The sequence below is a fragment of the Flavobacterium sp. Root420 genome (assembly GCF_001427905.1).
Lineage (GTDB): Bacteria > Bacteroidota > Bacteroidia > Flavobacteriales > Flavobacteriaceae > Flavobacterium.
In genome coordinates, this window is sequence record NZ_LMEF01000029.1 from 545,512 (window position 1) to 558,633 (window position 13,122).

Consider the following 13,122-nt stretch of genomic DNA (forward strand, 5'->3'; position numbering starts at 1 on the left):
ATTATGAGCAAGACAAGTAATATAAATAGAGTAGATGGATTCGCTAAAGTAACGGGTTCTGCAACCTATTCAGCTGAGTATAAAACCGATGGTGTTGTGTATGCATGTCTGGTTGGAAGTACGATTGCAAAAGGAAGAATCAAAAGTATAGATACCAAAAAAGCCGAATGGGCGCCAGGAGTTCTGGCTGTCATTTCGCATTTGAATGTTGACAAACCCGCTGGATATCAAAAAGAAAAAGACCCTCATAATTTTGGACAACCGCTTCAGGTATTCAAAGACAATACGATTCTGTATTACGATCAGCCAATTGCAATGGTGGTCGCTGATACTTTTGAGCGTATGCAATATGCGGCGAGTTTAATTAAAGCAGAATACATTAAAGAAGAACATATCACAGATCTTCAAAAAGCAAAAGACAAAGAGAAAAAAGTAGAAACCGATAAAGGTGATGACTATCACCGCGGTGTTCACGATAATTATAAAAATGCGGCTGTTGTTTTAGAGGAAGAATATATTATTCCGACAGAAGTTCACAATCCGATGGAATTGGCGAATATTATTGCCAAATGGGACGGAAACAAACCAACAGTTTATACCAAAAGTCAGGGTGTTGAAGGAACAAGAAGAAGTATTGGCGGTGTGTTTGGAATTCCGCCAGAAGATGTTTCGGTAAATTCGGAATACCTTGGAGGTGCTTTCGGAATGGGATTGCATACCTGGCCTTATGAAATTGCAGCGCTTATCGGATCAAAAAAATTAAATCGTCCGGTTAAATTAGTGCTTCACAGAGAGCAAATGTTTACCAATGTCGGGTTTAGACCTTACACTATTCAAAAAATGGGTTTAGGAGCTACTAAAGACGGTAAATTGATTGGTTTAACGCATGAAGCTGTAGCCATGACGTCGAGTTATGAAGATTTTATGGAAGGAACCGTAAACATGTCCCGATTTATTTATAATTGTGATAATGTTTCGACCCGATATCGTATTGTAAAACTAGACACCTGCACGCCAATCTGGATGCGTGGTCCCGGTGAAGCAACTGGTTCTTTTGCCTTAGAAAGTGCCATGGACGAAATGGCGCATAAATTAGATATGGATCCAATTGAATTTCGTAAGCTCAATTATGCCGAAAAAGATCTGGAACAAAACAAGCCATGGAGCAGTAAATATCTTCTGGAATGTTATGAAGGCGGAATGGAACGCATCGGTTGGAAAAACCGTAAAAACAAACCAGGTTCAGTTAAAGAAGGCGAGTGGCTGGTAGGCTACGGAATGGGAACGGGAACTTTTGGCTGTTATAGAAGTCCAACTTCTGTAAAAGCAAAATTCTTAGCCAATGGAAATTTAGTATTGCAGTGTAGTGTAAACGATATGGGTCCCGGAACAGCAACCATGATGACAGCGATTGGAGCTGAAATTACCGGATTGCCAACAGAAAATGTAGTAATCGAAATGGGAAAAAGCGGACTCCCAAAAGGTCCAACTCAGGGAGGATCTGCAACAACAGCATCTGTAGGTTCTGCGGTTCATGATGCCTGTAATTTATTGGTCAGTAAAATATTGGGTTTGGCCGTTGAAACTCCAACTTTTAAAGGAACAGCTATTACTGATTTGGCTTTCGCCAATGGTGTAATAACATCTAAAAAAGACAATTCGAAAACCGTTTCTTTAGCCTCATTGTTGAGTGCCAATAAACTGGAAAATTTTGAAGTAGAAAATGTATCAAAAGCTACTGAAGAAGCAAAAAAATATTCCATTTATTCGTTTTCTGTACATTTTGTAAAAGTGCTGGTGAATCCGAATTTAGGAAAAATTAGGCTAGCGCATGTGGTTTCCTGCGCTGATATTGGAACTGTAATCAGCCAGAAAACTTCTGCGGGACAAATGTTTGGTGGAGCTGTGGGCGGAATCGGAATGGGGTTGATGGAAGCATTAGAAATTGACCATCGTTTTGGTCGCCCGATAAACAATAATTTTGCCGATTACCATGTTCCTGTAAATGCCGATATTGAGAAACAGGAAGTGTTTTTCGTCAATAAAAAAGACCCAATCAGTAATCCGATGGGAACTAAAGGTCTTGGAGAAACGGCCTTGGTGGGAATGGCGCCTGCAATTGCAAATGCTGTTTTTAACGCCACCGGTAAACGTGTACGTGATTTGCCAATTACGTTGGATAAAATACTGGAACCAAATGTAGCGACAGCTTAATATTTAATTCTAAGATTATAGAAAAATCCCTTTAGGAGTCAGAGCTTCTTAAAGGGATTTTTTAATTAAAGTAAAATGAATTAGTTTTTGAAATTTTTGACATAAAAAAATGATGCAAAACATCTTAAACTAAAATATCAAATTTAAAAGACACAAATTAAAAGAATGCTACTTATTATTGATGGGATATAAAGCGTAGTTCTTTTAATTACTGTCTATTGCTATAAATTTTCACTGATATTTTGTTTTGATATTGCATCATTTTTCTGTTGTTGGTTTTGGTTATTAATTATTATTTTTCTTTCAGCATTATTAATTTATAACTCAAAAATACGTGGCTCTAAAAAAATGTCGTTTATATAATTTTTGTCAAATTTTATATAATTTCCATATTTGGTTTTGTTTTCTGAATTCAAAAAAAATTGAAGCAGTCTATCTAAAAAAAAATGATGCAGTTATTAGCAATCAAAGTTTTTTTAGGAGTATAGGAATAATAGAAGAATACTACATTATTATTTGGGGGACATAATATAGTTTCTTTATGTTTCTATAAACTATATTACGTTGTTGTAATACTGCACCATTTGGAATTGGTTTTGGTTATGGTTTACAATATTAAATTACGATTTTTAGTAGGTATGTGGAACAGTTTTAAATCGAAAATCAACATCATAAGTGTCAAATATACACTTGCAGCACATACAATGCTTATATAATTTCATTTAAATGTTACATAATTTCCATGTTTGAATCGTAAAACTGACATTTTTTCGTATGTATCTGAAAATATGTCAAGTAGCTTGAAAAATTGGCAGTTTTTTTACTTTGGTATTTATTTTGCATTTTTTCCCCTGAGAAATTAATTTACTATGTATAACTATTAAAAAGAAAAATCATGTTAAGTATTAGAAGAAATGGGAATCACTCTCAAGCATTACCAGCATTATTTGACGACTTTTTTAGTCGAGAGCTTTTTAACTGGGGAAACAGTAACTTTTCTTCCACCAGTACAACAGTACCTTCTATAAATGTGAAGGAAACTGCTGAGAATTATGAAGTTGAAGTCGCAGCACCTGGGCTGGACAAAAAAGATTTTAATGTTACGCTGGATAACAATTTATTGACAATCTCCTGTGTAAAATCGACCAACACAGAAAACAAAGGCGAAGACAATAACTACACTCGTCGTGAGTTTAGTTATCAATCTTTCCAAAGAAGTTTTGAATTGCCAAAACATGTAGTGGATGAAGATAAAATCAATGCACGTTACGAAAACGGACTTCTATATCTTACCATCCCTAAAAAAGAAGAGGCAAAACAAAAAACTCCAAAATTGATTGAAATTGAATAATAATTTCAACTGATTTTGAGATTATTTACTCCGTTTTTTATTCATGAAAGGCTGTCAAAAATGACAGCCTTTTCTATTTAAAATAGTAGCATTTCATACATTTATTCTAGTTATCCAAGATCCAACGATCCAATAATCTGATTATCTAATTTTTACATTATCTAATTCTCTAATTACTTCTTAAAAGCAGGTAAAATATATTTCTGAATTAGTTCATCACTTGGTGATTGTGAGTTATAGTTTCCGCCGGTGATAACGGTGACCATATTTTGGTTTTCCCAAACATAAATTTTCTGTCCGCCATTTCCTTGCGCAGCTTTTCCATAATATTTAGTTCCGCTTACTTCAAGATATTTAATCCACCATAAATAACCATAATTTACACCTTGAACGACAGATTGTTTTGTGAGCGATTCATTAACCCATTTTTTAGAAATAACCTGTTTGTCATTCCAAATACCTTTATTAAGATAAAGCAAGCCAAATTTCGCCATATCTCTGGGAGTTAAATAAATTTGGCAGAATGTTTCGGCACTCGACATATCTGGTTTAAAATTCCATTTGAAGTTTTTTATACCAATATCTTTAAAAAGTGTTTCTTTTGCAAAATCAGGAAGTGTCATTTTTGTCGCTTTTTCAATGATTTTTCCCAACGTGATCGGATTACCGGAACAATACATTCCTCTTCCGCCAGGTACATCAACCATTGGTAAATCTAAGGTGAATTTTACCCAGTCATCAGAATAATTCATGGTAGTTTCATTTCCTTCAGATTTGGGATTGCTCACATCGCAATCAAGACCACTTTGGTTGGTTAAAAGGTTTTTGATTGTAATTTGCCTTTTATCTTCTGTTAGATTTTTAAGAGTGTATTCCGGAAAAAAAGAAAGCACTGTTTCATTTACATCTTTAATTAAACCTTTATCAATCGCAATTCCGGTAAGTGCAGAAACCAGACTTTTTGTAGCAGAACGCATTTCGTGTAACTTCGTTTTGTTGTATTCATAAAAATACTCTTCAAATACAAGTTTTCCATCTTTTAGAATTAAAACACTATGTACGTTAGGGTAGGTGCCATCAACAATTTTTTGCATCATTTCATTCAATAATGTCTTGTCTAATACTGTATTATCAATCGGCCCCGTTATTAAACCGTCAAGATCTTTTTTGGGTTGTTGATAGACATATTTAAAATCTTTTGAATTAAGTCGCGGATACCACATTTCTTTCGGAAAGCTGACTTTTTTATTGAGAAGATTGAAAGTTTTCCCTTCAGAAGTATAACCGGTAATACTAGCAGTATTATTTCTTAGGAAGGTTACTTTTTCTTTAGACATATTGAGAAAGGTGTCTTTTTCTGAAGGCTTTAGCGCATATTTGCTTTCGTTGATAATAGCATATAAAATGGTGTCTTTTGGGGACGCTGCTATTTGTAAGGTAGTATTGTTTTGATATTCATAAATACCTTCATATTCTTTTAATTGTTCATACGTAATTTTAAACTTTTGCTGCGAATATCCGGAAAAAATGGACAATAAAAATAACAGAAGTAAACATGTTTTCTTCATTGTTTGTGGTTTTTGGTTAGTTTTTGGTAATGTTAAAATTACTTCAATATTAAACAAAAAAAAGAGACACTTATTGTTTAAGTAAGTGTCTCTTTGATATTTAGGTTAAAATAACGATTTGTTATTTGATCGTAATAGGAACTTCAACCGTTGTTTTATCCCAGCCAATAACCAAATTTGCTATCCCATCTTTTGATGTAAAAGCAATAGATAATAATTCAATTGGAGTGGTTACCGTTTTAACCGGAACTGTAATTTTTACTAAATCTTTACTTTCGTCATAAGCATAAGCTCCCCACATATCAAGTTCTTTATTGATAATGATGGTCCATTTGTCTTTTTCAGGAATAGCAAACAAACTATAAGATCCTGCAGGAACTGCAACGCCATTGATAGTAGCCGGTTTGTAGAATTTGATTTCTGTATTTTCGTTAGCGCCAACACGCCAAACTTCACCGTACTTGATTAAATCTCCAAAAATCACGCGCCCTTTAGCAGCTGGTCTTGAATAAATAACTTTAATTGATGATGATGGTGTATCCGTTTTTTTGAATTTAATTGATCTGCTTGGGAAATAAACAATATCAACCGGACTTGCGTCTAATGGAGCAAATTTTACCACATCTTGAGCCTGAACTGTAACGGCAGCAAATAAAATAACTGCAAGTAAGCATAATTTTTTCATAGGATTACAATTTTTAGAATAACTACAAAGTAAGTTAATAATTAAGAAAAATCATATAATTACAGTTTGTTTTTTGTTAATGAATTGGTAATGTCGCTTAATTTTAGTTTTGCTCTTTTTTCTTCTTTGCGTACCAATCCTGCATAATATAGAAAGCTTTCTTTTTTTGACCGTCATTCGAAATCAGACCTTTTCTGTTGTAACCGTCCTGAATGCCAGGAAGAAGTCTTTTTGGAGATCTGAAATCAACCAGAATCCATGGGCTCAAACCACTCAGATGAGGTATTTTTTCAATCATTTTCAAATTTTGAATGTACAGGTATTCCTGATATTCTTCTGTCCAACGCTCATTTTTTTCACCGTGTAATCCTTGTTTGGCGTCTCCTCCAAATTCAGATACGATAACTGGTTTGTTGTATTTGGTTTTCCATGTAATCTTTTCAGCATCTTCCAAATTACCGCCATACCAGCCTAAATATTGGTTGAAGGCAATGATGTCCAGAAATTCACCAATTTCATCATTGATGGTTTCTTTTTTCGTTAATAAAGCAGCGCTGATCAATCTTGTATTGTCTAAAGATTTGGTATGGTCTGCTAAATTTTTGATAAAAGTATTTCGGGCATCAGAAACCGGTGTTTCATTTGCCATTGACCAGATAATGATAGAAGCCCTGTTTTTATCTCTGGTAATGGCAGCGGTCAATTGATCTTCTGCATTTTTATAAGTGTCGTTATTCGTGAATTCTACAGTCCAGTACACCGGAATTTCTTCCCAAACCATTAATCCCATTCTATCAGCCGTTCTGATAATATTTTCATTGTGTGGATAATGTGCCAGACGAACATAATTACAACCCAATTCTTTTGCCCAGTTCAACAAACGTAAAGCATCTTCTTCAGAATTAGCGCGTCCGCCTTTTGCATTTTCTTCGTGAATCGAAATTCCACGTAAAAAGATTGGTTTTCCATTCAATAGAATTTTATCTTCTTTGGTTTCAATTGTTCTAAAACCGATGTTATCCTTTAATTTTTGACCGTTAAAATCAATTGTTACATCGTAAAGTTTCGGATTTTCAGGTGACCAATAAGAGATTTTCTTGGCTGGAATTTCGAAATTCAAAAGACCGTCAACACCCACTTTCCCTTTATAATTGATTTTTAATTCTGGAATTGTAATGGTCACAGCATTTTTCAATGCATCAGGATTATTGATTTTTACAAAACCTGAAATCAAAGTCAGATTATTCTTTTTAAGCTGAATAGTATAATCTTCAACAAATGAAGCTTCTTCTTCAATCAAGGTCACATCGCGCGTGATTCCCCCGTAATTCCACCAATCCGTATTGACAGTCGGAACATCTTCTTTGTGACGTGTATTATCTACTTTAATAACCAAATAATTGTCTTTTGGTTTTATAATCGAAGTCACTTCGTAATTAAAAGGCGTAAATCCACCGATATGAGTTCCCAGTTTTTTTCCATTCAAATAAACATCTGCCTTGTAATTGATCGCTCCCAAATACACAAAAAGACGTTTTCCTGCTTTTAAATCATAGTCGAAAGACTTTTTGAACCAAATATTTCCTTCGTAATATTTAAGCTCTGAAACCTGCGAAGTCCAATCGCCCGGAATATTGATTTTTGGTGATTTATCAAAATCATATTCCACCAATTCCTGTTTGTTTACCGCATGGTAATTACTGTAGAACGCAGATTTTGCAGGTTTTTCCTGTTTGTCATATTGATCAAGATGAAAGCTGTAAAAGCCCGTTTGATAAGGATCAACAATGTAATTCCAAACGCCGTTTAATGAAGTTGTATTTCGGTTTGGAACGTTGGAGATTAGGTTTTGATTTTGTGCAAATCCTAAAAAGGATAGGGTTAGGAGTAATGCGGTTAGTAGTTTTTTCATTGGTAAATGCTATTTTTGTTTTATTATAATTAAAAAGGATCTTTTTAACCGCAAAGGCCGCCAGGATTTTACGCAAGGTTCGCAAAGCTTTTTTTAAACTTTGCGAACTTTACGTTTTCACTTTGCGAACTTTGCGGTTAAGTAAGCATTTTATTCAATCGGGATCTTCAAATATTCGCCTTTAAAACTCTGGTTCAGAGCTGTCATTTCAATGGGTGCACCGGAGCCATCAGGTATCACTTCAATCGATGCTTTTCCATTTGCCATTTTTATTGATTCACTTCCGGTTGGTGTTCCCTGATTTTTCATCGTTGTTCCGCCTTTCATGCATTGGAAATAAACACTTTCTTCATAATCAAGACAACGCAAATTATTACTGTCAATCGCCGTTGCGGTAACCAGGTAATTGCCATTTTTTAATTTTTGTGATGACAACTGTAATGAAGTTGCCGTATCATTTTTGTTGAAACGATAGTTGACTTTTAAAGTATCTGAAACCGTTTTTCCTTCTTTATTTTTACCAATGGCCACCAGAATATTGTCTCCTTTTTTAAAATTGACATCCCAAGTTAAACCATTTGCAGGATATAGCGAAAGATTTCTCAATTTTTCTCCGAGTGATTTACCATCGTGATACAAAGTCACTTTTTCACAATTACTGAAAACACTCAGTATTCTCGGTGTATTTTCAGGCCCCTGACGCTCGGTCCAGGTATGCGATTCGATGTAGGTAAACGGTTCTTTGCTCCAGTAACTTTTAAAAACATAGTATGCATCTTTTGGAATCCCGTTCCGGTCCACCAATCCTTTTTGGTTCATGTACGGAATATCATCTTCAGGCCTCAAAGGCGTTGCAAAATCCTTAAATGCCCATTGTACATTCCCTACGAACGTTGGGGCATTTTCGGATATATGCAAATGCCAGTCGAATAAATCAACGATATAATTCTCACTCCAATCACCAATTTGTGCAATATTGGCTACTTTGGTTTGTACAATAGCTTCTTCCCATCCTTCAGCTTTTATAACATTTTCGCCTGTAACCGGTTTTTCGCTGTGACGGCCAACGTGACTGTCTCCGCCATATTCGGCGTGGATAAAGTGTTTGTATTCTTTCTTGTAAACGTCAATGGCTTTTTGGTAACTTTTGTAGCTTCCCGAATACCAGCCAGACCAGATAGAAGGGGAGAAGACATCCACAATCTGTGAACCTTCATAATACTTTCTGATTGCGGTTTTTCTGGTCGGATCAAGTTTGTGTGCGAGGTCGTTTAATTCGGTTAAAAAGACATTCGTTTTGGCTGTATTATCTCCATCAGGAAAATCTGGAAGCCAGTTCATTTCATTGCCCAAAGACCAAATTATAATACTCGGATGATTGTAATTTTGACTGATGATTTCTGCCAGCATATTCTTGGTATTCGTTTGCCAAAGCTCACCGCCAATTCCACCACGACACCAAGGCAGTTCATCCCAAACTAAAAGTCCAAGTTCATCACAAGCTTTATAAACTTCGGGATCTTGCGGATAATGCGCCAGACGAACAAAATTAGCCCCCATATTTTTGATGGATTTCATATCTGCCCAATGTTGTTCGTTGCTCATGGCAGCGCCAACACCGGCTTGTTCTTCATGGCGATGTGTACCGCGAATCAGCAATCTTTTTCCGTTCAGGTAAAAAGGACCGTGATCTTTAAACTCAAACCATCTGAATCCTACTTTTTCGCTAACGCTGTCTTTAATTTGATTTTTCTCAGATAAAATAACGGTTACGCAATATAAATTCGGATTATCGGTATCCCACAATTCCGGGTTTTTAATATTCTCAAAAGTGATATTCGATGTTTTATCTGAAACAGGAATCGTTTTACTGGCCACTTTTTTTCCTTTCGGATTTTTAAGAATAACGGTTAATGATAAAGCAGCATTTTCTGCATTTATTGTCGAAGCCAGAATTTGTACCGAAGCTTTTTTAGCAGAAACTTCAGGAGTAGTAATTTTTAAATTATCGATGTGATTTTTGTATTGAGACAACAGCCAGACATCTCTTGTAATTCCTCCATAAATAAAGAAGTCGCTCTTTTGGGACGGAATTATTTCGATGTCATAACTATTATCAACGCGTACAAAAATATCGTTGTTTCCTTCTTTGATTAAGTTGGTGATGTCAATCGTAAATCCGATATAACCACCAATATGTCCGCCGGCTTCTTTAGCGTTTACATATACTTTTGTAGTGACATTAGAACCTTCAAAATATAAAGAATAACGTCGGTTTTTATCTATTTGAGAAATATTTAATTTCTTTTGATACCAGCTTGCATCTCTTCTGTATCCCGGATTTAAGTCGGTAGCGTCTTGGGCGTTCCAGCTGTGTGGTAAATTTATGGTATTCCAGTTTGTAGCTTTTTGAGCTTCGGAAAGGTTAGGAGTATGATTTTCTAAATACAGCCAATTGTCATTAATATTCATTTTTGTCTGAGCAAAACTGCTGCTCAGACAAATCTGAAAAAAAACAAAAAGAGCAAAAATAATAAGTTTGTTATGGTGATGCGGTTGATTTGTCATTGATTATAAAGCTTTTTTCAGGTTCAAAGGCTTAAAGGTTCAAAGGTTCAGAGGTTCAAAACCTTTGTCTCTTTACACCTTTGTCCCTTTGCAACTTATTTGTTACTCTTTCGTAATAATGCCTCCAGAAAATAATAATCGGCATAAATTATAGGTTCGTCGATTTCGTCATGTTTTGGCCAGTTTCCGGTGCTGTGATCGAGAATAAATGGTGCCTTTACAGCATCACTTAAAATGTATCGATCTGAATTTAGAGAAGTCATTATTTTATCGGCGAAAGCCAAATAACTTTTGTTCTTAGTATAACCCTGCAATTCATACAAAGCAGAAGCCATAATAGTGGCAGCAGAAACATCACGCGCTGAATTGGGTATTGCAGGATCTTTAAAATCCCAATACGGAATCCCGTCTTCAGGCAAATTTTTATGGGTCATGAAAAATTTGGCAGTTGCTTCGGCTTGTTTTAAGTAAGCCGGATCTTTGGTATATCGGTATGACATTGTGAATCCGTATACCGCCCAGCCTTGCCCGCGAGCCCAAACAGAGTCATCATTAAAGCCCTGAAGTGTTGTTTTCTTTCTAACCGCTCCAGTAGCTGGATCATAATCAATAACGTGATAACAGCTATTGTCTGACCTGAATTGATTTTTAAGAGTCGTATTGGCATGCTGAATCGCAATGTCCTGATACTTTTTATTTCCGGATAATTTAGAGGCTTCAAAAAGCAATTCTAAATTCATCATGTTGTCAATGATAACCGGATAACCCCAAATTTCCTTGTTGAAATCCCAGGATCTGATGGCGCCCACTTTGGCATTAAAGCGTGTACATAGTGTTTCGGCACCTTTAATAATTACGGCTTTATATTCTTCTTTGTTTTCCACTTTTAGCGCTTCTCCAAAACTGCAAAACACTTTGAATCCAACGTCGTGCGAATTACTATTTACACTTTCTTTTTTGCTAAAAGGAGTCCATTTTTGCGCCTGATTTTTATAAGCTTCATTATCTGTCAATCGGTACAATTGCCATAAGTTTCCGGCAAAGAAACCGCTTGTCCAGTCTCTCGAAGGAACTTTTTTTATGGTATTGGTTTTGATGGTCATGCTGCGCGGCATCGACATGGAGTCCACCGGATAATCAAGCAGCATTTTATATCTTTTCTCCAGAAGATTTTCTGAAGCTGATGTGGTTTTGGTCTGAGAATTAATCCCGGACTTGCACGATGCCAGTAGTGCAAATCCGAGAATTAAAACTGATGAACTAACTTTATTCATACTTACTAATTAATTAATCTAAATGTTTTAATAACCGGGATTGTTCGGTTTTAAATTAGGATTGATTGCTAATTCTGTTCCTGGTAATGGGAATAAATAATCTTTGTTTGGATCAAAATTCGCATGTGGCTCAAAGCCATTTGGACCAAATACTTCAGGTCCGTTTTTCAGCCTTTTGATATCGTACCATCTGATATATTCAAAAGCCAATTCTAATCTTCTTTCATTGATGACCATTTTTTTGAAATCAACTTTCGAAAGTCCCGGAGGTACATTTGCTGGAAAAGAAACTTGTTTTCCTGCTTTATTTCTTGCTCTTGCACGCACTCGGTTTACATAACCATCAGCTTCTGTAGTTCCCGGTGTAATTTCATTTAAGGCTTCAGCAGCAGTCAACAAAACTTCAGCATAACGCATTGTGATATAATTGTGTTGCGAAGTTCTTCCGTTAGCACCGGCTTTTCCCGGAAAACGGTAATATTTGGCAATATGCGGACGAGGTGCTTTTTCATTATCACTTGAAGGATAGACCTGCAATGCTCCGCCTGGTCCGGTTTTCTTTCTGATAATGGTATCAAAACTTACCGCTCTTCTGTAATCTCTTTGATCCCAGTCATTAAAAACTTTTAAAGAAGGCACTGCAACAGAGAATCCCTGTCCGTAGCTGTAACTGTCATCTTTTAAAGAACCTGTAAAAAACGCGGTATAATCCTGACCGTAATTCCCTGATACTAAGTTATTGAAGTCAATTGTGAACAAAGGCTCTTTTAAGGCTGCCGCTTTTGTAGCGTTGAATAAATCCTGAAAATCAGCATCTAAACCTAAACCAAATTTAGCTTCATTGTTAATCACATATTTTGCTTCATCATATGCTTTTTGATAGTTTCCTAATGTCAAATAAACAGAAGCCAAATAACCTGCAGCTGTACCTTTTCCGGGCACCGCTTTTACTTTTGGCTTGTCTTCCAGCCATTGTTTTGCAAATTCTAAATCGGCTATAATTTTAGGATATACATCGGCTTCTTTGGTTTTACCTAAGGAGTTCACCTGAGAAACATCATTTACAACAAAATCAACATACGGAATATCGCCAAAAACACGAACCAAATGATAGTAAGCAAAAGCTCTTGCAAAATAAGCCTGAGCTACAATGGCGTTTACTTTTGCCGGATCTCCGGGCGTTTTTTTAGCACCTTCAATAGCTTGATTGGCAGCTGTGATAATGATATACGACTGCGGCCAGAAATTGGCAACCAATGCGTTGGTATCGTTCATTGTCATATCATTTACATCGATACGGGCAGCCTGAGTGGTTCTGTCGCCAATATCGGCCATGTCATCGCGCAACATCAGGGCGATTGTAAATTCTCTTCCCCAGTAATTATTGTGGGCAATGTTAGCAAATGCTCCATTTACAGCGGCTTGTAAGTCGTCTGTATTGTTAAAAAAGTTTTCAGGGCGAATGATTCCAACCGGCTTTTCTTCTAGATCAGAGCAGCCAAAAGCGAATATTCCCAGGAAAAATAAGGCTATATATTTTTTCATAATAT

Annotated in this window: 8 protein-coding genes; 2 read left to right on the forward strand and 6 right to left on the reverse strand. The window is 36.0% G+C overall.

Going from position 1 to position 13,122, the window contains the following annotated elements; all coding sequences use genetic code 11:
* The first annotated feature begins 3 nt into the window (after positions 1-3).
* Positions 4-2,214 carry a xanthine dehydrogenase family protein molybdopterin-binding subunit gene (locus tag ASC72_RS16625; RefSeq protein ID WP_056193101.1) on the forward strand — a complete coding sequence of 737 codons (2,211 nt, stop codon included), beginning with the start codon at positions 4-6 and terminating at the stop codon, positions 2,212-2,214.
* A gap of 895 nt (positions 2,215-3,109) precedes the next feature.
* On the forward strand, positions 3,110-3,565 hold the full coding sequence (locus ASC72_RS16630) for an Hsp20/alpha crystallin family protein (RefSeq protein WP_056193104.1): 456 nt from the start codon (positions 3,110-3,112) through the stop codon (positions 3,563-3,565).
* A gap of 173 nt (positions 3,566-3,738) precedes the next feature.
* Here the strand turns inward: ASC72_RS16630 and ASC72_RS16635 are convergent, their stop codons facing one another.
* From ASC72_RS16635 to ASC72_RS16660, 6 genes are all read right to left on the reverse strand, one after another.
* A complete protein-coding gene (locus ASC72_RS16635) occupies positions 3,739-5,133 on the reverse strand; it encodes a serine hydrolase (protein WP_131725833.1) in 1,395 nt (464 codons plus the stop codon).
* A 121-nt stretch (positions 5,134-5,254) separates the two neighbouring features.
* Positions 5,255-5,818, reverse strand: a complete 564-nt coding sequence (locus tag ASC72_RS16640; RefSeq protein WP_056193110.1) for a DUF2911 domain-containing protein — start codon at positions 5,816-5,818, stop codon at positions 5,255-5,257.
* 103 nt (positions 5,819-5,921) lie between these two features.
* Positions 5,922-7,730, reverse strand: a complete 1,809-nt coding sequence (locus ASC72_RS16645) for a glycoside hydrolase family 2 protein (RefSeq protein WP_056193113.1) — start codon at positions 7,728-7,730, stop codon at positions 5,922-5,924.
* A gap of 150 nt (positions 7,731-7,880) precedes the next feature.
* A complete protein-coding gene (locus ASC72_RS16650) occupies positions 7,881-10,202 on the reverse strand; it encodes a glycoside hydrolase family 2 TIM barrel-domain containing protein (protein ID WP_241775735.1) in 2,322 nt (773 codons plus the stop codon).
* Between the two features lie 191 nt (positions 10,203-10,393).
* Positions 10,394-11,572: a glycoside hydrolase family 88 protein gene (locus tag ASC72_RS16655; RefSeq protein WP_056193119.1), complete on the reverse strand. Its 1,179-nt coding sequence runs from the start codon at positions 11,570-11,572 to the stop codon at positions 10,394-10,396.
* A gap of 27 nt (positions 11,573-11,599) precedes the next feature.
* A complete protein-coding gene (locus ASC72_RS16660) occupies positions 11,600-13,117 on the reverse strand; it encodes a RagB/SusD family nutrient uptake outer membrane protein (RefSeq protein ID WP_056193122.1) in 1,518 nt (505 codons plus the stop codon).
* Positions 13,118-13,122 lie beyond the last annotated feature (5 nt).

Excerpts from the sequence above, each read along its gene's own strand:
- ASC72_RS16635 (WP_131725833.1), bottom strand. The coding sequence starts at position 5,133 with ATGAAGAAAACATGTTTACTTCTGTTATTTTTATTGTCCATTTTTTCC.
- ASC72_RS16640 (WP_056193110.1), bottom strand. The coding sequence starts at position 5,818 with ATGAAAAAATTATGCTTACTTGCAGTTATTTTATTTGCTGCCGTTACA.
- ASC72_RS16630 (WP_056193104.1), top strand. The coding sequence starts at position 3,110 with ATGTTAAGTATTAGAAGAAATGGGAATCACTCTCAAGCATTACCAGCA.
- ASC72_RS16625 (WP_056193101.1), top strand. The coding sequence starts at position 4 with ATGAGCAAGACAAGTAATATAAATAGAGTAGATGGATTCGCTAAAGTA.
- ASC72_RS16655 (WP_056193119.1), bottom strand. The coding sequence starts at position 11,572 with ATGAATAAAGTTAGTTCATCAGTTTTAATTCTCGGATTTGCACTACTG.
- ASC72_RS16660 (WP_056193122.1), bottom strand. The coding sequence starts at position 13,117 with ATGAAAAAATATATAGCCTTATTTTTCCTGGGAATATTCGCTTTTGGC.
- ASC72_RS16645 (WP_056193113.1), bottom strand. The coding sequence starts at position 7,730 with ATGAAAAAACTACTAACCGCATTACTCCTAACCCTATCCTTTTTAGGA.
- ASC72_RS16650 (WP_241775735.1), bottom strand. The coding sequence starts at position 10,202 with ATGAATATTAATGACAATTGGCTGTATTTAGAAAATCATACTCCTAAC.